Here is a 23,417-nt window from a genome sequence, read left to right on the forward strand (position 1 = left end):
CTTGGCGCGGGCTCGCGAACGCGGCAGAAAACGCGTTGCGGCGACGTTCGGAAATCGTCGCATGGAGCGAGCGCCGTTCAAACGAAGCAATGCAGATTTGAATATGACACGGGGCGGAACATGCGCGGTCCCGGTGTGTCCAGCTAGCACGCGCAAGCGGGCGTGCGTATAAGTCGAGTGAAGGCGAAGGCTAGTACGCGGGCGCAGGTGGACGCGAAGGCGAGAGCGAGACCGCGCGTGCAGACTACTTCTTTGTTTTGTGCTTCTTTGTCGTGCTCGCAGCGCCTTCCGCAGGATGCCCCAGTTTCTTTTCCATGATCGCCGCGACACGGTCGCCGAGGTAATCGCCCGAGGCTTCTTCCAGCGCCCGGTTCATTTCGCTTTCCACCAGCACCATCGCGAGCGGCCGCAGGCGCCAGATCGCGTCGACGAGAGCCGGCACGTCGGCGGGCGGCGGCAGCGCGTCGGCGTCGTAGCGGTCCAGTTGGCGGACCACCAGATCGACGAGCGCTTTAGCGACCGCGTTGAAATGCGGCCGCGCGATGCCTACGGCGTCGAGCAGGTCGGCAAGCGGAATGCCTTCCTTCGCCATGGTCGCGCCGGCGGCCAGCGCCGTCGGGCTGCCCGACACGAACGAGAGACCGTCGCGCTCCAGCAGACCGAGGTCGACCGCCTTGCCGAGCGCGCTCGGCGAAGCCTTGTCGCCGAACATGTGCAGCAGTTCGAGCAGCGAGTATTTTTTCGGCCGCTCGCGCGACCAGCGGCCGCCGATCGCCGTTTCCAGGCCGAGGATTGAGCGCAGGTCGTGGCCTTCGTCGACGGCCATGATCAGGTCCTGGATGTTCGCGAGCGTATAGCCGCGCGCGAGCAGATGGTTGATCAGCTTCAGACGCGAAGCGTGCGTGTCGTCGTACACGCCGACGCGGCCGCGTTTTTCCGGCGGCGCGAGCAGGCCTCGATCCTGATAGGCGCGCACATTGCGCACGGTGGTGTCGGTAACGCGCGCGAGTTCGTCGACGGTGTATTCGTTGCGCGGCGTAGCGCCGGCCGCTTCGTGCGCGTCGGCGGACAACGGTGGGACAGGAGGCGGGGTGTTGGGCATGGGAAGGATTCTAGCGCGGCGCTTCAGTCGCGTCCTGCCGACACGTCGTCCGGCACGCTCGAATCACCCTTGCCGAGTGCGCGCTGCATCAGCGTCGTGTCGAGCCAGCGGCCGTGTTTGAAGCCCACCGCCTTCAGCGTGCCTGTCAATTCGAAACCCAACTGCGTATGCAGCGACAACGAACCGCCGCTGCCGCCGTCCGCGATCACGGCGACCATCTGACGCCATGGTCCGGTTTCGCAGCGGTCGATCAGCGCCTGGAGCAGCACGCGCCCCAGACCGCGGCCTCGATAGGCGTCGTTCACATAGATGGAGTCTTCGATGGTGCTGCGATACGCGGCGCGCGGCCGATAAGGCGTCGCGTAGCAATAGCCGGCGACTTCGCCGTCGATCTCCGCCACCATGTACGGCAGCCCGTGGCTGCGTACCGACGCGAGCCGCGTGCGCAGATCGTCGACGGAGGGCGGGGTTTCTTCGAACGAGGCGACGCCGGTCAGCACGTGGTGGGCGTAGATCGCCTGGATCGCCGGAAGATCGGCTTCGGTGGCGTCGCGGATCAGCGGGGCGGTTGCGGACGCTGATCCCGAAGTGGCGGGCGTGGTGCGGGTGATGCTCATACGTGGTCCTGTCGTGGCGATCAATCGGCGGATACGCTTGACTATGCCCGCCGCGCGCGCGAATTTGAAGCGAGCCAAAAATCGCCGCGACGTATGGCGATGGTGACACACCCCCACGCCCACGCGCCTGGTACCGCTTAGCTATGCGAGTACGTATCGGGCTGCGTCACGTACCCACGATGATGCCGTTTATGCCTCACCTTATGTTTCGGCTTGGCCTCGGTCGTCGGCGCGTGCTGTTCGGCGGATGGCTGCGGAGCCGGCGCCTGCTGCGCCTGTGCATGACCGGACGGCAGCGAGCCTTGGCCCTCGCCGAAGCGGAAGGTTTGCGCGGTCTGGGCATACGCGCCGACAGAAACCGTCAGGGCGGCAACCGCCAGGCACATTGAAAACTTCATGGATCCTCCTTCTGAACGAGCCGGTGAGGATACCTGTTTTCCTGACGATCGATCGTCACATCAGGCGAAGCGGCCCGCTCACGCTGTTGTCGATCAGCGGCAACGCGCGAGAACCGGGCAACTCGTAATGCCACCATTCACTCTTGACGTGCGTAAAGCCCGCGCCATGCATCACGCCCAGCAACAGCATGCGATTGCGCTGCACCTCTTCCGGCAAGCCGGGATGAAAGTGCTCCGATTCGATCGTCATGGCGTCGAAGCCGGTGCCCATGTCGAGTTCTTCGCCGTGCGGGTCGAGCAATGTCAGGTCGAGCGCTGTCCCGCGGCTATGGTTCGAGCCGCGCGTCGGGTCCGCCACGTAGGTCGGATCGGGCAGAAAATCCCACAGCACCTGCTGCGCTTGCGGCGGCCGGTATGCATCGAAAATGCGTAGTGTCGTGCCGATCTGGCGGGCGAGTTCGACCGCACGGCGCAGTGCCGCTTCCGCTGGTTCGAGCAGAAGACAATGCGCGGACTGGTAGATCGGTTTCCCGGTGAGGTTGCGCGCAGTGGCGTAGACGAGGTCGAGATCCACGCCATGCGTGGCGGGCGTGATTTCGATGAGTCGATGGTCGGTCATGAGGCGAAGGACGTGGCGTGCATCAGAGGTCGTCGAATTGATCGAATTCGCTTTGCAGTTCCCGGTTGCGCGCGACACGTTCGTCGATACGCGGCCCGAGTCTTTCGACGACCGCCGAGATCAGCAGATTGAAAAGGCAGGTGAGCGGCGCGAGTGAATCCCAGAACTGGCCGACGTCGGTTTTCACCTGCAGCAGGTCGCCGTCGAATTCGCGCGCCCACGGACAGTAAATATCGGTAACGAGCGCGAAGGGCAAGCCGCGGCGCGTGGCGGCTTCGCAATAGCGTCGCGCGACCTTCGAGTAGGCGCGTGTGTCGGTGACGATCAGATACGGCGATTCGAAGCCGGCGTTCAGCGAATCGACGTACGAGCCCGACATGCCGTCTGAATAGAACACGCGCGGACGGATGTATTCGAGGTAGCTGTAGAACGCGTTGCTGATGCCGCGCGTGGACTGAATGCCGAGAATGTAGACGGCATCTGCGTTCGAGATGCGCTCGGCCACGTGCGCGAACACCGGCGATTGCGCGAGTTGGTAAACGTGCTGGATCGCGCCGATTTCGAGTTCGAGCGAATGGGCGAGCGCGGGGTTGGGCTCGGCAGGCGAACTAACGTCCGGCGTGGTGCCGTCGTGCTGACCGGCGGCGCGGCGGAACGCATCGAGCCGGTCCGTGATCAGCCACGGACGCTCCTGAGCGCCGCGCAGTTCGCGCTTCAGGTCGTCGAGATTCTGATAGCCGACGCTGCGCAGGAAACGGCCGACCGATATGCCGCTCGTGCCGGCTTGCTGGGCGATCTGGTCGGCGGTTTCGAGGCCGAGCCGGTCGAGATTGGCCAGCATGTAGCTGGCGACGCGCTTGGAAGTGGGCGTGAGTTCGGCAAAGCGGGCTTCGACGGTTTGAGCAAAAGCGGTCGGCATCGTAGTCGCGGCGCTGGGTGGTGGTTAGTCGAACGTGGAATGATGACATACTCGACCGGTCGCCCGCGCCGCGCGGGTTCTCGAAAGTCGATGCCGGGCACGCATCAGACAGCCGGCTGCGCCGGCGCCGCCCGCGAGAAGTGCCGCGCGCCCGCCACGCAGCCCACCACGACGACGGTAACCAGGATCATCGCGGGCGGTACCTGCTCGTGCAGCAGCAGTCCCGCGAGCAGCAAGCCGAAGAACGGCTGCAGCAACTGCAACTGCCCGACGCCCGCGATGCCGCCGAGCGCGAGGCCGCGATACCAGAACACGAAGCCGATCAACATGCTGAAGAGCGACACATAGGCGAGACCCCAGAGCGACGCCTGACTGACGCCGTCGAGCGAGGCGGGCCGTGTCCACACCGCGAGCGGCAGCATGAGGGGCAACGACAGCACGAGCGCCCACGAGATCACCTGCCAGCCGCCGAGGTGGCGCGACAGGCGCGCGCCTTCGGCGTAGCCGAGCCCGCATGCGACGATGGCGGCCAGCATCAGCGCGTCGCCGAGCGGCGATGCGTCAAGGCCGTGACGCAGGGCAAACGCCACCACCGCGCCGCTGCCGAGCGCCGAGAACAGCCAGAACGCCGGCTGTGGACGCTCGCCGCCGCGCAGCACGCCGAAGATCGCCGTGGCGAGCGGCAGGAGGCCGACGAACACGACGGCATGCGCCGCGCTCACGTGGCGCAGTGCCAGCGCCGTCAGTAACGGAAAGCCGATTACCACGCCAAGTGCGACGATCACCAGCGGAATCAGATCGCGGCGGGACGGCCGCGCCTGCCGGAATACGAGCAGGAGCAGCAGACCGAGCGTGCCGGCGATCGTCGCGCGGGCGACCGTCAGGAATAGCGGATCGAGGCCTTGCACGGCGACGCGCGTGGCCGGCAGCGAGCCGCTGAAGATCAATACCCCTATGAAGCCGCTCAGCCAGCCATTCGTCGTTTTGTCCATCGGGGAGTCCGTGCGCGGGAAAGAGGATTGATAGCATCCGCTATCCGGCTATGGACAGTAAGGTACGGATCGGTGCAAATCGTCCAAACTGTACCGAGGAATGGGGCGGTACAGCGGTGGGGCCGGCGTCACGTCGAACGCGGACGTTGGGTGCGCGGCTGAACATTCCCTCGCCAATGCGCTGAACTCACTTGCACAGCAAAAGCAAGCGCTCCTGATCCGTACACGTCGGACGCGGTTTCGGCGTGCCCTGCAGGGCGGCCGCAGCGTTCATCGCGGCGCTCTTGTTCGTGAGGCACGCGCGCAGATGTTTCTCAACCGGCGAGTAGTATTTCCACCCGCGCACGAGCGGCGGCAACTCCAGCTTCACCTGCTTCCATTTCGGATGCCCATGCTCCTGGAGATTGTCGAAGTTGGCGCAGAGCGAGTCGGCAAAGTGGTTGAGATTGCCGACCGTGTCGCGCAGGCCATAATCGTAGGTGACGAGAAACGCCTTGACGGTCAGCGCGGGCACATCTTCCTTGAGCCAGGTCGGATAGCTGGTCGCGCGGATCGTCGTGGGGAAATAGGTTTGTTTGGCGCGGCTGGTTTCCGGTGCGGCCGGATCGGCCTTCAGAAGACGGATCTGCTGCAACAGGTCGGGATTCATATCGTTGAACAGCTTGGCCGGCTGTCCGACCACGATGATCGCGACATCCACTTTCTTCACGATCAACGCGGCCAGTGCATCTTCGTTGCTGAGATGCTGGATGTTCTGCTCGGGTATCGCCTGACCGAACATCAGGTGATACAGCGTCGTGGCCGATTGCGCGGTTCCGCTGCCAATCAGGCCGACGCTAATGCTTTTGTCCTTGATATCGGCGAGAGTTTTCAGGGGCGAGTCCGCGCGCACCACGACGTTAATTTCCTCGTCGTAAAGCGGCATGATGAGCCGCAGCGGCCGGATCGCCGTGCCGGCGTCGGCGTTGCCGGCGTTGGCCATGTCGATGTAAGCCTGATACACGTCGGATTGCACGAGCGCCAGTTTCACGCCTGGCTCGAAGCGCATGCGTTGCACGTTTTCAGCCGAGCCCTTCGACGCCATCACTTCCAGGTCGATGCCCGCCGGCTGCGCAACCCATTTCGACAGATCCTGGCCGATCTGGATATACGTGCCCCGTTCCGGTCCGGTGACGATCTTGTAATGCGCCGGCTCCGCGCAGGCCAGTGAAGACACGACCATCAACGCCAGCCCCAGCCATCCCATGAGAAGTCTCTTCAGCATGGTCTCTCTACCTATCGGTCAGGTTCGTATGACTTCGCGCGTCGACGCGCACGAAGCACCAGTGAGCCGGATTGCCATGTCATGTTCTATGTGCCGCGCCTGCCACGTCCGTCTGTTACCTCTCAAACCAAAGGCGCCGATACGCGCGATTCCCGAGCAGATTAGTTATACGATTCGGTATCCAAACTATCTGTCACTGGCCGGGTGAACCACCCGCGGAGGGCTTCGCGGCATTCGTCGCCGGACGTTTCCAGCCGGAGTCCTTGATGGCGCGTTCCCGCGCCTCGACGCTATTGCCGTCGGGCGTCGCGGTGGTGGAGCGCGGGGCGGTCACTATCACTTCGCTGTTCGGCGGCAGACCTTTGGACAGTGGAGTTTGCGATTGAACCACCTGCTGTGACGACGGAGCGGCTCGCGCTGGCGCCGACGGTTTGCCTTGTGACGGCGCGCCGGCCGCGCCACGCGGATTGAGCGGCGCCCAGCCGGTCTCGCGAATCACGCGTTCAAGTATGGACTTCGCCGTATCGCTGCCGGTGTCGATCGCGAGCGCCTCGTTGGCGTACTGGCGTGCGCAGGGCCACGACTGCTGCGCGGCGCAAGTTTGCGCGGCTTGCAAGGCGGCGTCGCGGCGGGCGGTCAGCGGCTTCAATTCTGTCGCGAGGTCTTCGACGTCGGAATTGCCCGGTTGCATCGTCTGCGCCACGCCAAGCGCGGCTTGCGCTGAAGAGAGATCGTTGGCGCGGGAGGCGAGACGCGCCGCCTGCACGGCTTGCGCTGCATCGCGGAACTGCGGCGCGGGCTTGGCGGGCACGGCGGTCACCGCCGGCGCGACGGGCGTTGCCGGCATCGCTTGTATCGCTTGCACCGGCTTCGCGGGATTGACGGACGTGGCGGGTTTGCCCGCGGCGGCAGACGGGTTGGCCGCCTGGGTCGGCGAATACAGTGCGATCGTGCCGGTCGTCGTTCTGGCATCCTGAGCAGTTTCGCTCTCGGCGGACTGGTCGTTATTCCCGCTCGACACATCGCGCCCACTGAATAGCGCATATCCGACATACGCCAGGCCGATTACGCCAACTGCCCCGATCGCATAAAGCATCTTACGCAACGAGATTGCACCGCGACCCTCCGCATAGGGCATGGCGGGAAGAGGCGCGATCGGTCTGTCCGTTGAAACGAGTGCTGACGCAGGCATCACTGCTTCGGCTCGGACCGGGTCGTCCATGAACGCGACACGCGTCGTGGGGTCGGTTTCATCGACTGTCGCCGGGTCGAGGCTGTTTTTTTGCGCTGCTTTGTTCATGGCGCTGGCGCGGCTGCCGGGAATCACGGTGCGCTTGTGCGGACCTGCATCGAGCGGATGCACCTCGCCGCAATAGGGGCAATAGTCGACTTGCCGGTACAGCGCGCCGCCACACCGCTTGCAAGGCGTCGGAAAACTGTGACCGAGTAGTGTCTGGGTGGACATGCTGTGGACCCACCTTTGGAAAACGATGCCATTACGGCATGTTCCGGATCATGTTGAAGCGGCAGCCAGGTCCGCGGGAATCACGATCCACATGCGCCGGAGAGTCTTGGGCGGCCAGCCCACGCTTGCGCTGCCGCTGATTGCAATATGTGGGGTTTCAATCGGAACGTCAATCGCCGTTGCTACCTATCTTATGTGCGCCAGCGAACATTGTTAGGTAGGACGAAATAGCCGCTACATCGGCAGGACGAACAGGCGCGGGGGTTTTTTCACACGAATCGACGGCGCGCGAAAACAGAACGAGGCCGGCGCGCACGGCGTCCGGCCTCGTCATTAAGCGCATGCATCAAGCGCCTGAAGCAAGCGCCTGAAGCAAGCGGAAAAACAGTCAATGTTTGCGCAGTGGATGATCCTTCAGCAGCCATGCGAGCGCAAAGGCCAGCACCACCACGCACGCAGCCGAAAGGTACACCGTGTGCAACGCGCCCGCGAATGCTTGCAGATAATCGTCGCGCAATGCTTGCGGCAGTGAATGGATCGCGGCGGGGCCGAGCGCGTGCGGCAGCTCGGTGTCGGGTGGGATCAGCTTTTCGAGGCGCGCGGCGAGGCCGTTGGAAAACACCGCGCCGAAGGCGGCGACCCCGATCGATCCACCGATCGAGCGGAACAGTGTCGCGCCGGAAGTCGCCACGCCCATATGCTTGAACTCGACGGTATTCTGCACCGCGAGAATTAGCACCTGCATCACCATGCCAAGCCCGCAGCCGAGAATGCCCATGTCGATATACATCACATGAATCGGCGTGCTGATCTGCAGGCGGGCGAGCAGCAACATCGCCACCGCGACGAGCAACGTGCCCGCGATCGGGAACATGCGGTACTTGCCGATCTTGCTGATCACCCGGCCGGTCACCATCGACATCAGGAACAGGCCGCCCATCATCGGCAGCATCTGCATGCCGGCTTCCGTTGGCGTCGAGCCTTTGACCACTTGCAAATACAACGGCAGGAACGTCACCGAGCCGAACAACGATACGCCGATGATGAAACCGATCAGGCTGCTCAGCAAAAACGTGCGTTGCCTGAAGAGTTCGAGCGGCATGATCGGTTCGACCGCGCTGCGTTCTTCGTGAATGAAACCCCAGATCGCCACCAGTCCCATGCCCAGCGTGAACCAGAGTTGCGGCGACGACCACGGCAGGATCGTGCCGCCCTGGCTCGTGAACAGGATGATGCAGGTGAGGGCGCCGGCGAGAAATGCGGCGCCCATGTAGTCGATGGTGTGTTTCACATGGCGAACGTGCGGCCTGAAGACCGCGCCGATCACGACGAGCGAGATGATGCCGAGCGGCAAATTGATGTAGAAGATCCAGCGCCACGAGAGATGCTCGACGAGAAAGCCGCCGAGCAGCGGTCCGATCACGGTTGCAAGGCCGAACACGCCGCCGAACACGCCCTGATAGCGGCCGCGTTCGGCCGGCGGAATCACGTCGGCGATGGCGGCCATCGTGACCACCAGCAAACCGCCGCCGCCGAGACCTTGCAGCGCGCGGAGCACGATGAGCTGCGTCATGTCCTGCGCGACGCCGCACAACGCGGAGCCGACCAGGAACACGATGATCGCCGTCTGCAAGACGATCTTGCGGCCGAACAGATCGCCGAATTTGCCATACAGTGGCACGACGATGGTCGAGCTGAGCAGGTAGGCCGTCACCACCCATGAGAGATTGTTCAGGCCGCCCAGGTCGCCGACGATAGTCGGCAGCGCCGTGGAAACGATTGTCTGATCGAGCGCGGCGAGCAGCATGACCAGCAGCAGCGCCGGAAACAGCAGGCGGATCGGCGGATGATCAACTGCGGGCGCGGTTGCCTGCGCATAGGGCTGCGTCAATTCAGCGGGTTGTGTCGTGGTCGATTGGTCCATGGCATCGCGGGTTGAAATTAATTAATTCAGAGATTAATATATGCGACATCGCGTCACCAGTCAAATTGAATGCAATGGCAAGGATTCCGTCCGACGATCGAAGCGTGAAAAGCGCGCCGCCTGATACGGCTGCTGCGAAGGTTCGCAAGCGGCGTTCCGCGCCCGGTCGGGGTGTCGAAACCCAGGCGAGCGTTTCGTCGGTGCAAGCAGAGGCGGCCGCCGCGCCGGCACGGCGTCCGGGCAGGCCTCCCGGCGCGGCGCGCGGACCGGAGCAGCGCAGCCGTCTGCTCGACGCCGCGCTCGCGCTGTTCGCGCGGCAGGGCATCGTCGATACCACGCTCGGGGAAATTGCCCGCGAAGCCGGTTTCACGCCGGCCATGATGCATTACTACTTCAAGACGCGCGATCAACTGCTCGACGTGTTGATCGACGAACGTTTCGCGCCGTTGCGGGCGGGGCTCGGCGTGCCGTTCCAGGAAAATCCCGACGATCCGGTCGCGGCCATCACGCAACTCGCGCAGCGGCTGGTGCAGGCGGCGGACGAGCATCCGTGGTTTCCGTCGCTGTGGGTGCGCGAAGTAATCAGCGACGGCGGCCTGTTGCGCCAGCGCATGCACGAGCGCTTCGGCAACGCGCACCAGAAGGCGTCGCTGTCGGCTATTGCCCGGTGGCAGAAGGAAGGGCGGCTGAACGCGGGGCTGGAACCCGCGCTCGTCTTTGTCACGTTACTGGGGCTGACGATTTTGCCGCTTGCCACGTCGAAGCTGTGGTGTAACGACCCGCTTCGCCGCAATATTGGCGGAGCGGAAATCGCGCGGCATGCCGTGGCTTTGCTGGTGCAAGGTATCGGTCCGAAGAAGGCCGGCTGACGGCCGGCGACGCTTTCTGAACCCTACCCGCGCCGCGCGGGGTGCGATAGACCATCATCCATCATCCATCACCCATCGCTACGCCAAGTCGTCTCATGCTTGCCGTTTCCGCTTCCACGCCTCATAAGCGGCTTTGGTCGCTTCGTTCGGCGGGTAAGTGCCGGGCAGCGCGGCGCCGTCACGAATCCGCTCGGTTAGAAATGCTTCGAGTTGCTCCTGTTCCGCGGCGGCCTGCGCGACCTCTGCCGCCATCTTCAGCGGGATCACCACCACACCATCCGCATCGCCGACAATCACGTCGCCCGGAAACACCGCGACACCGCCGCAGCCGATCGGCACATTGATATCGACCGCGTGATGGCGAATCAGGTTGGGCGGCGCGCTCGCCCCCGCGCAGAACACCGGTATGCCGAGCGCCGCGATCGTCGTGCTGTCCCGTACCGGGCCGTCGGACACCATGCCCGCCACGCCGCGAACCTGCAAGCGTTGCGTCAGGATCGAACCGAATGACGCACTGCCGCGTTCGCCGCGACAATCCTGCACCAGCACATGGCCGGCCGGAATCGTTTCGACACACTTGCGCTGCGCGTACTCGGGATCGGCAAACAGCTCGAGCACGTCGATGTCTTCACGCGACGGAATGTTGCGCAGCGTGAACGCCGGCCCGACCAGATTCGCGCCGCTATGCACGGCGAGCGGCGCGACGCCGCGCATGAATGTATTGCGCAGGCCGCGTTTGAATAATTGAGTCGTCAGCGTGGCAGTGCTGACCTGACGGAGTGCTTCGAGCGTGGCGGAGTCGAGATCGGACATGGTGTCGGGCGGCCTCAAGGTTGGAAGCGCAAACGGGGCACGGCGACCGCATGCCGCGCGGCGACGTGGCGGCGCAAAGTTCGGCACGGTCTGCGCCCACACGATGATAGCGCCCCAAGCAGCCGGCAAGCCAATCTGCGCGCCGTGAGACTTTCGTCGCCCGCCGGGGCCGGCGAGGCACGCAACGTGCTGCAGGTGGTGTGGATGTGCATGCAGGCGGCATCAACCAGGTTGCCGGCATCGCACAAGAACAGGAATGGGAAAAGAGACGTTGGGCGGGAGAGGCCGTGCGAACGGGGTTTGCGCGGGCCGCCACGGCGAATCGGGTCGGCATCGGAGAGCCGTGACTGTGGCACCGAGGGCCGGTTTTTCATCGGCGTGCAATTTTGGCGCGTTACTGTGCGCGCGCGTTGGCGCCTGGGCCATGCTTTACAATCTTGGGCCTGGTTGCAACTCCGCGCATGAAATCGAGTCGGAACCATGAATAGCAATAGCGCAGCCGCGCACATCGGCGGCAAGCAGCAGGGCGAAACGTTGGCCAAGTCGGACGGCCTAACCGGTTTTTTTGAGCAACAACGGAAAATGAACGGAGCATTGAGACTCGATCAGGCCACGATCGTGCTCGTAGAAGACGACCCGGACAGCCGGGAATCGTTGACCTTATTACTCGAAGCAGAAGGCGCGCATGTCGTCGCTGTGGCGGATGCGGAAGAGGGCGTGGAGGCGGCACTGCGATTGTTGCCCGACGCCGTGGTGTGCGATCTGGAACTGCCTGCCATGGACGGTTTCTATCTGATCCAGCGCTTGCGCGACCACGAGATTCGCGGCGACCACCCGCCATCGGTTGCGGTGGCGCTTACTGGCCACACTGACGACGCTTACCGCTTGCGCAGCATCGGCGAGGGCTTCCAGCATTTCATGACCAAGCCTGCTTTGCCCGAAGATCTCGTGACGCTGCTGCACGATGCAATTGACGCTCGCGCAGCGGGCTGAATCAGGCTTCGATCGAGCGAATGAATTCGCGGCGCGGCTCGACAGCCGCGTCGCGAAACGCCGTATCTTCAGATTCTTCAGATGCCTGGCTTGACGGCAAAGCCGCGTGGAGTGCGGTTCGCGACCGTCGCCAAACGTTGACGCTGTTACTTGACGGCAACAGGCGTTGCCGAATCCTTGCTCGACGCCGCGGCTTCCAACGCCTGGCACGCGGAACACAAACCCTTCAACTCGATTTCATCGCTCGCGAGACGGTAGCCCGAGTCTTCGATTTGCGCGACTAGCGCCTGGCGCAGTTTCGGCTGATGCAATTCGGTGACGTTGCCGCACTGCTGGCACACCACCAGGATGCCGTGCTGGCATTGCGTCAGATCGTGGCAGACGGTGAAGGCGTTGATCGATTCGATTCGATGCACGAGCCCAGCCGAGAGCAGAAAATCCAACGCCCGGTACACCGTGGGCGGAGCCGAGCCGGGATGGATCTGGCGCATCTCGTCGAGCAGCGAATACGCCTTGGTGGCGCGCCCGGAATTCAGCAGCAATTCGAGTACTTTACGGCGGATCGGGGTGAGTTTTTCGCCGCGTTCGCGGCAATATTCTTCCGCGAGTGTCAGCGCGGCTTCCTGCGAAACACCGTGTGTGTGCCCCGGCTCATCCGAGTGAGCGGAGGCGGCTTTGTCGGCGGTCGCGGCGGGCTTGGCGGTCTTCATGCGTCGATTATAAAGGGCATCGCGTCTCGCTGTAGCGGCGCGCGATTCGAGCGGCTGCCCGCCCTGGTCATACGCGGCATGATTAGACAGTCGGGCGCGTGGCCAGGGCACGGACCACGGACCACGCGCGAACTGACGGATCAGGTCAAAGCGAAGTCGACGTACTTCTTGAACCCCGTGCGCGTCGCAATACGCGAATACCAGCGTTCGAGATTCGGCAGCGGCGGACGCGCCACGCCGTCGAGTCCGAACCAGCGTTTGGCGTAGGCGCCGATCACAATGTCGGCCAGCGTGAACTTCTCCCCTTCGAGGAAGAAGCGCCCTTGCAAATGCGTGTCCAGCATGCGCCACAGCGCGGTGACGGCGTCGAAGTCGGTGGCGAGTTTGGTGGCGTCGCGCGCGGCGGCGGGCGTACGCACGAGCGCCCAGAACACCGGGCGTTCGGCGGGCTGCAGCGTGGACAACGACCAGTCCAGCCAGCGGTCGATGCTGGCGCGCGCTTTCGGCTCCGACGGATACAGCAGGCTGCCTTCGCCGTATTGCAGCACCAGATAGCGCAGGATCGAGTTCGATTCCCACAGCACGAAGTCGTCGTCGACCAGCGTTGGGATCTTGCCCGTCGGGTTCATCGCGAGATAGTCGGCTTCGTTGTTACGGCCGAATTGCAGGCCGGCGTCGACACGGTTATACGGCAGCACCAGCTCATCGCAGCACCACAACACTTTCTGGACGTTGACCGAGTTGGCGCGTCCCCAGATCGTAATCATCCGGCAAATCCTTGTTTTTACGTTGGCAAGCCGCGCCCATCGCGCGGCGTTCAACCGGTAACGATACACGATGAGCGCGATCTTGCTCGCCGCAGCGCCGCAAGCGCCCGCATAAACATGGCGGCAGGCACGTCCGAAAACGACGCCCCGGAGCGATTCGGGGAATGCATGCGCGTTGCGTACAATGAGCCCACCCGAATCCGACGAGGCACGCATGGCCCGCATTGTTCCCGACGACTGGAAGAGCCTCGCCGCGACCGGCGCCGCGGCTCGCGAACGCGAAACGCTGGCGTTGCTGGAAGAGGCGCTGCCCGATGGCTACACCGTCTATCACGGCGTGCACTGGACGCGCCTGAACCAGAACTTCTCGGTGTTCGGCGAAGCCGACTTCGTGATCGTCAGTCCGGCCGGACGCGTGATGATCGTCGAACAGAAAACCGGCTTTCTGCGCGAAACGCCGAAAGGGCTCGTCAAGGTCTATCTGCAAACCGAGCGCAACGTGGCGATCGCGCTCGCGCACACCATCGAAAGCTTGCATCGGCGCTTTACCGCCGCGTTTGGGGGTGGCACGTATTTCGTCGAGGAACTGCTGTACTGTCCGGACCACATCGTCAAGGACGCGGCGATCGCCGGCGTGAACCCCGCGCGGATCGTCGATGCAACGCGTAAAGACCGGCTCGCGGCGATCATCCGCGAAGCCTTGCCGGCGGACGAGCCGCGTCTTGCCTGCGCGCCGAAAATCCATCACTTCCTCGCCGACGAACTGGCGCTCAGCCCCGACGCCAGCGCGCTGGTCGGCCAGGCGGGCACGCTCGTCACGCGGCTCGCGGGCGGTCTGGCGACCTGGGCGCGGCGGCTCGAGTTCGCGCCGTTCCGGCTGCGCGTGATCGGCACGGCCGGCTCGGGCAAGACGCAACTCGCGGTGCAGGTCATGAAGGACGCGGTGGCGCGCGGCCAGACGCCGCTATACGTGTGCTTCAACCGGCCGCTGGCGGATCACATCGCGCGAGTCGCGCCGTCCGAAGCGAAGGTGGCGAACTATCACCAGCTCTGCGACTGGATTGCGCGCGACGCGGGCCGCGCGCCGGATTTTCAGGCGGGCGACGTATTCGATCAGCTCGAAACCACGTTCGCCGAAACACCGATCGATCCGCGCTGGCAATTCGACGTGCTGATCGTCGACGAGGGGCAAGATTTCCAGCAGCCGTGGGTGGCGGCACTCGAGCGTCTATTGCGCCCCAACGCGGCGTGGTGGTGGCTCGAAGACCCGCTGCAGAATCTGTATATGCGCGAGCCCGTCGCGCTGCCCGGCTGGACCACGCTGAAGGAAACCACCAACTATCGCAGTCCGCGCGACATTCTCGATTACGTGCGCGACGTGGTCGGTGCTTCGGTTCCGGTCGCCGCCGCGCTCGCGTCGGGCAGTCCGTTCGACGGCTCCGACATTTCGCTTTCGGTCTACGACGAAGCGAATGCCGCCGAGGGCAGCATCGAGGCCACCAAGCGCGCGATCACGCAGGCGCTTTCGCTCGGCTTTCGCAAGCAGGACATCGTGGTGCTGTCGTTTCGCGGACGCGAGGGCTCGGCAATGAGCGCGCTCGGTCACCTCGGGCCGCATCGGCTGCGCAGTTTCACCGGCACGTACGATCTGTTCGGCAACCCGGAGTACCGTGAAGGCGACGTGCTGTTCGAGTCGATTTACCGCTTCAAGGGGCAGGCGGCGCCATGCGTGATCTTTACGGAGGTCGACTTCGAGGCTTTCGACGAACGCATCGCGCGCAAGCTGTTCGTCGGCGCCACGCGCGCCACGATGAAGCTGATCGTGGTTGCGTCGCAGCGCGCCGCGCGGCATCTGCATGTGCGCGACGGCAAGGACAGCCGCGAAGTGAAGGAAGCGAAAGAGGTCTAGCTCCCGGACGCCTGGATCATGACCACGCACGCGCGCCGACGAGCATGCCGGTTTGCGTGTGCGCGTCCCACCAGATCACCCGCAAGAGCGGCGCTTGCTGCGCGATCAGCAGCGCCTGCACCGGATCGCTCTCGATGAAATGCGTGACGCCGCCGCGCAATGCGGCCGCGGCTTTGTGCGCGGCGCTGCCGGTGGGGCTTTCATCGTGCGTGTCGGGCGTGCGCATCACCAGTTGCAGATGACCGAAGCCGTGGCGCGTCAACCATGCTTCGGTGCGCGCGCGATCCGCCTCGGGCCGGCCGGTGATGATCGTGCGTACCTGCTGCAAGTCAATCTCCGGCAACTCCTCGAACGGCAGCAGCGCGTCGCGCTCGGCGAGCGCGGCGGCGAGATCTTCGTCGTAACGCGCGAGGGGCACGTCGGGTAGCAGAATGCCGTCGAGGTCGATCGCGTAGGTGGCGTATTCGTGATCGTCGGCCATCGCGGGCGCGGCGCCTGATTCGACGCGCGCCCAGTCGTCGCGATATCGCTCGGTGTACGCCTGGCGCTCCCACGGAAACAACGCGAAGTAGCCGCGCGCGTCGATCGCATAGTCGGGCTGCGTGCGGCTCAATTCGTCGACGGCGCCGGTCAGCGTCCTGACCACGAGACCCTGCTGCTGAAGAAACGCAATGCAATCGGTCAGCGTAAAACCGCGCCCGGCGATGTCCTCGCACAGCAGCACGGTCGAGCCCGCGGGCGGGATCGGCAGCGTCGAATCCCAGGCGACTGTGCGCGTCAGGCGGTCGTAGCGCAGAAAGGCGACCGGCGTGCCGACGGCGTGCGAGACCATCAGCGCGAGCGGCGCGCCGCCGCGCAGAATGCCGATCGCCATCGCGAAGCGCTCGGCCAGCAAGGCCGGCTGCAGCGATTCGATCCAGTGATCGAGTTGTTCGTACGTCAGGGGCAAAACCGGCTTGTTCATGACTCGTAGGGCGTGGCGCGTGTAGGGCGAGCGTCTCTGGCACGGGAGCGGCCGGTGGTGCTCAAGCGGCTGGGAGCCCTCGTTTTTGAGACAAAGAATTTTGGCGATATTATGCATGCGGTTCAAAGATCGCGCGTCGGGGTGACGCGCGGTAACCCGACGCGCGACGCGAAACCGCGTCCGGCGCAAGGGACAAGAAACAAGGCCAACGGGCGGCGAGCCAGCGACTTTCAAGCCGCCCGCCAGAAGAATAGATAACGGGGAAAAGCACATGACCAAGTCGACCGCCAGGGTGTATGACCGACAACGCGCCGTTACGGGCGCGCGCTGGGCCGCGGGCCTCGTGCTCGCGCTGGCCGCCTGGAGCGCGCAGGCGCAGCCGGAGCCCACGCCTTTATCGCTCGACGTGCAAGGCAAGATCGGCAAGACTACCGACGCCGCGCACAAGACTTACCAGTTCACCGAAGCGCAACTGCTCGCGCTGCCGGCCCACTCGATCACGACCTCGACCACGTGGACGCCGCGTGCCACCTTCACAGGACCGTTGCTGGCGGATATTCTGAAGACAGTCGGCGCCAATGGCACCCAGGTCGAGATCCATACGCTCGACGACTATACCTACACCATTCCGGTGTCGGACTGCGATCGCTATGGCGTGGTCGTTGCGTACAGCATGAACGGCCGGCGTCTGAAGATCAGCGACTTCGGGCCGCTGTTCCTTATCTACCCGCGCGATGCGTTCCCGGACGAACTCGCGGGTGCCTCGGGCGATTCGAAATTCGTATGGCAGATCAAGGCCCTCATCGTCAAATAATGCGCCGTTCGTGGCGCCGTGCGTTCTACGTGCTGATCTGGCTGACCGCGCTCGCGGCGCCGGTCGGCGCGATCGGCTATCTGCTGTACGCGAATCTGCTCAACCCGCGCGCCACCGAGCAGTTGACCGGTTCGTACGACGGCTTCTACTGGGACGCCGCGCAACTGCAAATCGCCTACGCGCGCTTTGAGAATCAGCTACTGCTGTATCAGTCGGGCGTCGACGACGACTATCAGCGGCTGATGCTGCGTTATCAGTTGCTGCAATCCAAGCTGCACGTGATGGCGGGTTCCACGCGCCGGCTCACCACCCAGCTCTCGCTGCTGCAAAGGCAACTGGATGAAATCCATTCGCTCGACCAACTTCTGGGCGGTATCGGACCCGAAGTCGACGCGCTGCCGAAAGACCGCAGCCAGGCCAACCAGATCGTCGCGCAACTGCGTCAGCACTGGAACGAGGTCAACGATCTCGCGCTGAGCCGCCGCTTTGCCGACGTCGCCGATCGCGAGGCGATGAACCGCGACTTCATCAACAAGCGCCGCATGCTTTTCGCCGGCGGCCTGTTGCTGCTGTTGCTGTCGGCGGCGGCGACGCTGCTGCTCGTATTGAACGGCCGGCGCCGTACACGCCTGATGCATCAGCAGCACGCGGCGCTCGAGGCCGAGCACCAGGCGAGCCGCGCCGCGCGCGAGGCGAGTCACGCCAAGGACGCGTTTCTCGGCATGATCAGCCACGAACTGCGCACGCCATTGCATGCGATCGTGTCGTCGATCGAATTGCTGGGCTTCAACTATCACTCCGAGGCGGACCGCAAGGTGATCCAGCGGCTCGAAACTGCGGGCCGGCATCTGGAGGCGCAGATGAAGGATCTGACCGACTACGCGCGGCTCGGCGCCGGCAAGCTCGAGTTGCGTCACGAGCATTTCGAGCCGCGCGAACTGCTGGCGTCGATCGTCGACGAACACGCGATGTCGGCGGCCGCACGCGGTTTGCAACTGGAGAGCGAGGCGGCCGGCATGAGCGGCCTTGTCGATTCCGATCCGCACCGCATCCGCCAGATCGTCAACAACCTCGTCACCAACGCGATCCGCTACACAGAAACCGGCACCGTGCGCGTGCAGTTGCGGCAACGGCCGGCGCTGCTGGTCTTCGTCGTCAGCGATACGGGGCCGGGCGTGCCGCATGCGCAGATTCCACTCATCTTTCAGGAGTTCACCCAGCTGGACGCGTCGCGCACGCGCCGTTTCGAAGGCGCGGGCATGGGGCTGACCATCGTGCAGGGGCTGGTCAAGCTGTTCGGTGGCACCGTCGAGGTGGCGAGCAAGGTCGGCGAGGGCACCACCTTCACCGTGACGATTCCGGTCACGCCGGTCGCCGCCGCGCAACCGCAAGATGTCGCGACGCGCGCCGAGCCTGGCGGCGCGCGCCCGTGCGTATTGATCGTCGACGACAACAGCCTGATCCGCGAGTCGCTCAGCGAAATGGTCGCGCACATGAATTTCGACGCGCACGCCGTCGCCACCGCCGACGATGCGCTCGCCTGGCTCGACACGCGCCGTTGCGACGTGGTGTTGCTCGATCTGCATATGCCCGAGCGCGACGGCTATACGTTTCTCGCGGACTTTGCCAAGCGGGGCGGACCGTCCGCGGGCGTGCCGGTGATCGTGGTCAGCGCGTATGCGCCGGAGGCAGAAGTGACTGGGAAGGCGGAAGAGGAAGGCGGCTCGCAGCCGTTCTTCGATGCGTTATTAAAGCCGGTACATTACGAGGAGCTCCGCAGCGCGTTGCAGCGGGCGCTCGCTTCGCGGCATATGGCGTGAGGCGAAGCGTGGGTGGCCGGGCGAAGGTGGGCATCAACCTGAGCACACGCCTTCAGCCGTTTGCCGGCGCGGGTGGGTCCGCTAAGGCCGGTTCAGCCGCTTCGACAGATCGGCAACCAGGATCGCCATGCGTGCCGGCTTTTCATAGCACGCGACGTCGTAATTGCGGATCACCTGGCTGATCTCCGATTCGCTGGCCTTGCCGGTCAGCAATTCACCGGTCAGCACGAAGATCGGCGCGTCCGGATTTTCCGAGGCGCGCACTGCGCGAATGGCAGCCGCCGAGGTCTGCGTGCCGAACAGCCAGTCGATCACGATGCCGTCGAACACCTGGGTTTGCAACTGGTCGGCAAAGGCCGAAAGTCCGTAGATCGCCACCGCGGCGAAGCCGCTGCGCTCCAGGTAGTCGCGCAGGTTGTCGGCGCTCGCCTGGTCGTCGTCGACTACCGCGATGGTGGGCTTGTCGGTTTCGGCGCGGCGCGGATAGATCTCGATCTTGTGGACCTCGTACGCGCTCTGGTAAAGCGTGCCGTCGTGGCGTGCCACGCGCCATTGACCGAGCCGGGAGTACGCGACAAATTCCGGGCGGCTACCGGCCTCGAGCGCGGCACCGACCCAGGCCGTGCAGGCCAGTTCGATCGCGCCGATGCTGAACACGGCTTCCTGGGCGATCGCGCCGACCATGCCGGGATCGAGCGACTGCGCGCCGAATAGCTGGGCGGCCGGTTCGCCGAACACCTCGGCGACCTTCTTGATTTGCGAGAGCGTCCACGGGCTGTTGCCGCGCAACTTGCGGTGTCCCTGCGAAAAACTCAGATCGAGGATGCGGCACAGCTCCGTGGTCTGCTGGCGTTTGCCGATTCCGTGCCGGCTCATCAACTCGCGCACGCGCTCGGCGACTGCGATGGAGTCAGGTGAGTGTGTTTCGTTGGCCATGCTGCGTGAGAATCCGCCGTCTTAAAGGGTACTGGGGGAGTGCGATACGACAGGCATAGCGCGACCATGCACATGCAATGCGCAAAGACGCGGCGTCGCAGGGGACAGCAAATGTACCGTAAAAAGTATCGCAGTCTGTCGTTTTGTACGATCGCCGTCTGGTCCGTCGATGCGAGAGTCGAAACAAACCGGTTTGGCGATCTTTTTATGCATTGAGCATCAATGTATTTTACCGATGAAACCTCGCTGCATCTAAAGAGAAATATGTCAGGCGATGCCGGCCGCACGAAACGTCTAGCCAGCAGACATCTTGCCGAGCTTCGCCGCCGAGTTTTTCAGGCCTTTGAAAATCCGTTCGGCGACTCTGGCCGGAAAACGTTCGGGCAATTCTGCGGAGACCCGCTCGATCACGCCGGGCGTCTGTTCGATCAACCGTTGAATCAGCGGCTCTGCGTCCGCGCCGTACGAGCACTTCACCGCCATGGTGTTGAAGTGGCGCCGCTGCACCTCGCGAAACGCGTCGTGCTTGCTGCGCGACCACATGCCCATGGCGAGTCGCGCCTTGAACCACGACCACTGGTTCGGGCCGCTGCCTTCCACCGGCCAGATCGACATGACGTCGTAGAGCGGCGTGAGGCGATAGTGGCCGCCCGCCAGCAGGCGAATGCTGAAGTTCTTGGCGTGGCCGTCCGGCGCCGCCAGCATCCAGAACAGAATCTGGCTTGCCAGCAGCGTCTCGATGTCCTGCCGCGCCTCGACCGACTGCTGCAGAACTCGCGCGAGGTCGAGCACGCCCGGGCCGCCTTCGTTTTCATATTTGCGATGCGACGGCACGCCGTACACCTGGCAGAAGTCTTCCTGCGGCAGGCGCAGCAGCCACTGCCCGCTCGAATGCATTTGCCGGTCGAAGCGCTCGACACTCAACACCCGCTGCTTGCCGAACGTCATGATCTCCGTGTTGGCGACAGGCAGGCCGTAAGCCTGCAGAATCCGCAGACAGAGCCATTCGTTTTCAACCGAAGTGCTGAGATCGGCGAGCTTGTTGCCGACCAGGCCGAGCGGCAGCTTGAAAATGTGCGTGGTGGGCGTGGCGCCGTGCGGCCGCTGCCATTTGCCGTCATGCCACAGCAGCGCGGTTTTTTCCTGCGCGCCGGCGAGCGAGATGCGGAACTCGTCCGCCTCGTCGGGCGCGCCGAAAGCCGGGTTGCTGACCGTGCGCGCGAGCATGGCCTCGATCTCGGCCTCCGTGAGTGGCGTGCCCTCGATCCGTTCGACGCCTTGCGGCACGTCGTCTTCAGCGAGCAGCTGGACGGCGCCCACGCAGTCGCGGCCGATGGCTTGCAGCAGATCGAACGCATCGAGTGTCTCGGTCTGGTAGCGCTGGGCGATGCGCTTTCTGATCGCCTCGCTGTCGGGCAGCAGGTTGTCGAAATAGTTGAGCACGCGCGGACCTTTGTGCGCCAGATCGCCCGGTGTGAACGGCAGCGACAGCGACAGCGGCCGTCCCGCAGGCGATGCGACCCAGGCGGGCTCGTAGGCGAATTCCATGGGGCCGCGAGCGGGCAGGCGCCAGACGCCGACGCGCTCGCCGTTGGCCCAGACCGAGAGTGCGCGCGAGTGAGTTTGCCGTCCCATGCTCACCACTCGATCAATGGCGTGGGGCCGGGCAGCGTCTGGCTCTTGTCGCGCAGTTGCAGCTGCAGACCGTAGGCGCCGCACAAGGCCAGCAATTGTGCGAGGGTGAGAGCGGCGGCGTCGCTTTCGAAGGCAGAGATGCGGCTCTGGCTGACGCCGATCCGCGCCGCCGCCTCGGCCTGCGTGAGGCCGGCTTGCCGCCGGCTGGCGGCAAGCAGCCGGGCGACCTGGTCCGGTGTGGCGATGAGATTCAGCATGGCAATTTATCTGTGACACGAATAAATGCACTTTATGCGTCAGACGCATATTTGTCAAATATTCGTGTCGCGCATATTTTACTAATATCTGTCTCGCGAATAAAATGCAAATATGCGGCTGGCGAATAAACGGCGTGAAGCTAGCGCGTACGCCACCCCGCGCGTCTTTGTCCGCCTGCGTCGCCGGTCATCGGCCATCGCGGCATTGCGGACAAGCAGGCCGCCTGCGAAGATTACGCCCACACTTAAAACCTGCCCGCCCTGATGACCACGACTTACCCGCTGCACGCGAACCTCACTTCCGCCGACCAGGCATTCCCGAAGCACGCCGATGTGGTGATCGCCGGCGCCGGCATCATGGGTTGTGCGGCCGCCTACTATCTGGCGCGCCGCGGCCTTTCGGTGGTGGTGCTCGAAAAGTCGCGCATTGCCGGGCAGCAGTCGTCGCGGGCGTGGGGATTCGTGCGTCAGCAGGGCCGCGAGTCCGCCGAAGTGCCGCTGATGATGGCCGGTATCCCGCTGTGGAAAACACTCGAAAGCGAGCTGAATTTCGACCTCGAATGGCGTCAGGGCGGTTGTCTGTACGTGGCGACCGGCGAAGAGGAGTGGGCCTCGTTCCGGCAATGGATGGACGTCGCGCGTCAGCACGGCCTCGACACGCGCACGCTCGACCGCAAGCAGATCGACACGGTCGTGACCGGCATGCACGCGCCGGCGCTCGGCGGCCTCTACACGCCAAGCGACGGCCAGGCGGAACCGCGCCGCGCCGCAGCGGCCTTTGCGGCGCGCGCGAGGGAAGCCGGTGCGCTGTTTTTCGAAGGCTGCGGCGTGATCGGCGTCGAACGCGCGGGCGGCGCGATTGCCGGCGTGATCACCGAGCGCGGCCCGCTGCGCACTTCGCGCTTCATCTGCGCGGCGGGCGCGAGCAGCTGGCGTCTGCTCAAAACGCTCGGGCTCGAACTGCCGCAGCAGGCGGTGCGCGGCACCTGCATGCGCACCAATCCGCTGCCGCGCATCACCGCGTCGACGTTCTGGGGCCACGGCCTCGGCGTGCGGCAGCGCGCGAACGGCGCGATCAATCTCGCCGACGACATGCAGGTCGATGTCGACATGACGCTTGGTCATTTCCGCGCGCTCAAGTGGTTCTTGCCGGAGTTGTGGGCGCAGCGCGAGAAGTTCAGCTTCCACCTGAACGGCGCAAGCCTGCGTGATCTGCGCGAGCGTTTGCCGGGCGGCGTGCCGAAACACGAGCGTGTGCTGCATCCGCGTGACCCGCATGCGCAGCCGAACGTGGGCCACGCGCCGCGGGCGTTGAAAAAACTGCGCGCTTTGTTTCCCGCGTTGAAAGACGCCCAGGTGGTCGAATCGTGGGCCGGCCTGATCGATGTGTTGCCCGACGGCATTCCGGTGATCGACGCGCCGCCGCAGGTCAGCGGCTTGACCATCGCCACCGGCTTTTGCGGCCACGGTTTCGCGATGGGACCGATCGTCGGCAAACTGCTCGCGGAATTGAACGACGGCGGCCAGGCGTCGCTCGATCTGTCGGCGTTCCGCTTGCAGCGTTTCTTCGACGGCACGATGCAACGGCCTCGCAGCATGCTGTAAAAAGTTTCTGTCGCAATCCTTTTCT

At 64.3% G+C, this 23,417-nt stretch carries 22 protein-coding genes; 6 read left to right on the forward strand and 16 right to left on the reverse strand.

The annotated features are described in order from the left end of the window. Positions 1 to 244: 244 nt before the first annotated feature. The 9 genes from B0G71_RS22105 to B0G71_RS22145 all read right to left on the reverse strand — a co-directional run bounded on the left by B0G71_RS22105 (position 245) and on the right by B0G71_RS22145 (position 9,300). Positions 245 to 1,102 carry a MerR family transcriptional regulator gene (locus tag B0G71_RS22105; RefSeq protein ID WP_116144157.1) on the reverse strand — a complete coding sequence of 286 codons (858 nt, stop codon included), beginning with the start codon at positions 1,100 to 1,102 and terminating at the stop codon, positions 245 to 247. 23 nt (positions 1,103 to 1,125) lie between these two features. Further along, a complete protein-coding gene (locus B0G71_RS22110; protein WP_116148766.1) occupies positions 1,126 to 1,719 on the reverse strand; it encodes a GNAT family N-acetyltransferase in 594 nt (197 codons plus the stop codon). Positions 1,720 to 1,856: 137 nt separating this feature from the next. Next, positions 1,857 to 2,117 (reverse strand): hypothetical protein, encoded by a 261-nt coding sequence (locus B0G71_RS22115; protein ID WP_116144159.1) that lies wholly within the window; start codon positions 2,115 to 2,117, stop codon positions 1,857 to 1,859. Positions 2,118 to 2,172: 55 nt separating this feature from the next. Beyond that, entirely contained in the window at positions 2,173 to 2,736 is a 564-nt protein-coding gene (gene ddpX / locus B0G71_RS22120; RefSeq protein ID WP_116144161.1) for a D-alanyl-D-alanine dipeptidase, read from the reverse strand. 22 nt (positions 2,737 to 2,758) lie between these two features. After that, complete coding sequence (gene sapR / locus B0G71_RS22125; RefSeq protein ID WP_116144163.1) at positions 2,759 to 3,655, reverse strand: sap1 transcriptional regulator SapR; 897 nt, start codon at positions 3,653 to 3,655, stop codon at positions 2,759 to 2,761. A gap of 104 nt (positions 3,656 to 3,759) precedes the next feature. Further along, entirely contained in the window at positions 3,760 to 4,647 is an 888-nt protein-coding gene (locus B0G71_RS22130) for a DMT family transporter (protein WP_116144165.1), read from the reverse strand. A gap of 187 nt (positions 4,648 to 4,834) precedes the next feature. Then, positions 4,835 to 5,911, reverse strand: a complete 1,077-nt coding sequence (locus B0G71_RS22135) for a TAXI family TRAP transporter solute-binding subunit (protein ID WP_116144167.1) — start codon at positions 5,909 to 5,911, stop codon at positions 4,835 to 4,837. A 193-nt stretch (positions 5,912 to 6,104) separates the two neighbouring features. After that, positions 6,105 to 7,376 carry a hypothetical protein gene (locus B0G71_RS22140; RefSeq protein WP_116144169.1) on the reverse strand — a complete coding sequence of 424 codons (1,272 nt, stop codon included), beginning with the start codon at positions 7,374 to 7,376 and terminating at the stop codon, positions 6,105 to 6,107. A 388-nt stretch (positions 7,377 to 7,764) separates the two neighbouring features. Next, positions 7,765 to 9,300: an MDR family MFS transporter gene (locus B0G71_RS22145; RefSeq protein WP_116144171.1), complete on the reverse strand. Its 1,536-nt coding sequence runs from the start codon at positions 9,298 to 9,300 to the stop codon at positions 7,765 to 7,767. A gap of 74 nt (positions 9,301 to 9,374) precedes the next feature. On the opposite strand from B0G71_RS22145, the gene B0G71_RS22150 reads away from it, so the two are divergent. Beyond that, the gene (locus B0G71_RS22150; protein WP_116144173.1) at positions 9,375 to 10,169 is read left to right on the forward strand and encodes a TetR/AcrR family transcriptional regulator; all 795 of its coding nucleotides are present in this window, start codon (positions 9,375 to 9,377) and stop codon (positions 10,167 to 10,169) included. A gap of 93 nt (positions 10,170 to 10,262) precedes the next feature. Here the strand turns inward: B0G71_RS22150 and B0G71_RS22155 are convergent, their stop codons facing one another. Beyond that, entirely contained in the window at positions 10,263 to 10,982 is a 720-nt protein-coding gene (locus B0G71_RS22155; RefSeq protein WP_116148767.1) for a ribonuclease activity regulator RraA, read from the reverse strand. Positions 10,983 to 11,462: 480 nt separating this feature from the next. Here B0G71_RS22155 and B0G71_RS22160 point away from each other — a divergent pair, with 480 nt between their 5' ends. Continuing rightward, entirely contained in the window at positions 11,463 to 11,975 is a 513-nt protein-coding gene (locus tag B0G71_RS22160) for a response regulator (RefSeq protein ID WP_106280663.1), read from the forward strand. A gap of 146 nt (positions 11,976 to 12,121) precedes the next feature. Here B0G71_RS22160 and B0G71_RS22165 read toward each other — a convergent pair whose 3' ends face one another. Beyond that, entirely contained in the window at positions 12,122 to 12,685 is a 564-nt protein-coding gene (locus B0G71_RS22165; protein WP_106280665.1) for a Fur family transcriptional regulator, read from the reverse strand. 140 nt (positions 12,686 to 12,825) lie between these two features. Further along, complete coding sequence (locus B0G71_RS22170; RefSeq protein ID WP_116148769.1) at positions 12,826 to 13,452, reverse strand: glutathione S-transferase family protein; 627 nt, start codon at positions 13,450 to 13,452, stop codon at positions 12,826 to 12,828. Between the two features lie 214 nt (positions 13,453 to 13,666). On the opposite strand from B0G71_RS22170, the gene B0G71_RS22175 reads away from it, so the two are divergent. Next, positions 13,667 to 15,361: an ATP-binding domain-containing protein gene (locus tag B0G71_RS22175; RefSeq protein ID WP_116144175.1), complete on the forward strand. Its 1,695-nt coding sequence runs from the start codon at positions 13,667 to 13,669 to the stop codon at positions 15,359 to 15,361. Positions 15,362 to 15,377: 16 nt separating this feature from the next. On the opposite strand, the gene B0G71_RS22180 is transcribed toward B0G71_RS22175, so the two are convergent. Further along, entirely contained in the window at positions 15,378 to 16,325 is a 948-nt protein-coding gene (locus tag B0G71_RS22180; protein ID WP_116144177.1) for a phosphoribosyltransferase, read from the reverse strand. 271 nt (positions 16,326 to 16,596) lie between these two features. Between B0G71_RS22180 and B0G71_RS22185 the strand changes: the two genes are divergently transcribed. Both B0G71_RS22185 and B0G71_RS22190 read left to right on the forward strand, forming a co-directional pair. Beyond that, positions 16,597 to 17,139 carry a molybdopterin-dependent oxidoreductase gene (locus B0G71_RS22185; RefSeq protein ID WP_116144179.1) on the forward strand — a complete coding sequence of 181 codons (543 nt, stop codon included), beginning with the start codon at positions 16,597 to 16,599 and terminating at the stop codon, positions 17,137 to 17,139. Continuing rightward, complete coding sequence (locus B0G71_RS22190) at positions 17,109 to 18,959, forward strand: ATP-binding protein (RefSeq protein ID WP_116144182.1); 1,851 nt, start codon at positions 17,109 to 17,111, stop codon at positions 18,957 to 18,959. Before B0G71_RS22185 ends, B0G71_RS22190 begins: the two co-directional genes overlap by 31 nt. An 81-nt stretch (positions 18,960 to 19,040) precedes the next feature. Here B0G71_RS22190 and B0G71_RS22195 read toward each other — a convergent pair whose 3' ends face one another. The 3 genes from B0G71_RS22195 to B0G71_RS22205 form a co-directional block, all read right to left on the reverse strand. Next, positions 19,041 to 19,895: a helix-turn-helix domain-containing protein gene (locus B0G71_RS22195; protein ID WP_116144184.1), complete on the reverse strand. Its 855-nt coding sequence runs from the start codon at positions 19,893 to 19,895 to the stop codon at positions 19,041 to 19,043. Between the two features lie 294 nt (positions 19,896 to 20,189). Then, on the reverse strand, positions 20,190 to 21,530 hold the full coding sequence (locus tag B0G71_RS22200; RefSeq protein WP_116144186.1) for a type II toxin-antitoxin system HipA family toxin: 1,341 nt from the start codon (positions 21,528 to 21,530) through the stop codon (positions 20,190 to 20,192). A 2-nt stretch (positions 21,531 to 21,532) separates the two neighbouring features. After that, complete coding sequence (locus tag B0G71_RS22205) at positions 21,533 to 21,787, reverse strand: helix-turn-helix domain-containing protein (RefSeq protein ID WP_106280678.1); 255 nt, start codon at positions 21,785 to 21,787, stop codon at positions 21,533 to 21,535. 264 nt (positions 21,788 to 22,051) lie between these two features. Between B0G71_RS22205 and B0G71_RS22210 the strand changes: the two genes are divergently transcribed. Further along, on the forward strand, positions 22,052 to 23,392 hold the full coding sequence (locus tag B0G71_RS22210) for an FAD-binding oxidoreductase (protein ID WP_116144187.1): 1,341 nt from the start codon (positions 22,052 to 22,054) through the stop codon (positions 23,390 to 23,392). Positions 23,393 to 23,417: the final 25 nt, after the last annotated feature.

It is taken from the genome of Paraburkholderia sp. BL27I4N3, assembly GCF_003386115.1.
In the GTDB taxonomy this organism is placed as follows: domain Bacteria; phylum Pseudomonadota; class Gammaproteobacteria; order Burkholderiales; family Burkholderiaceae; genus Paraburkholderia.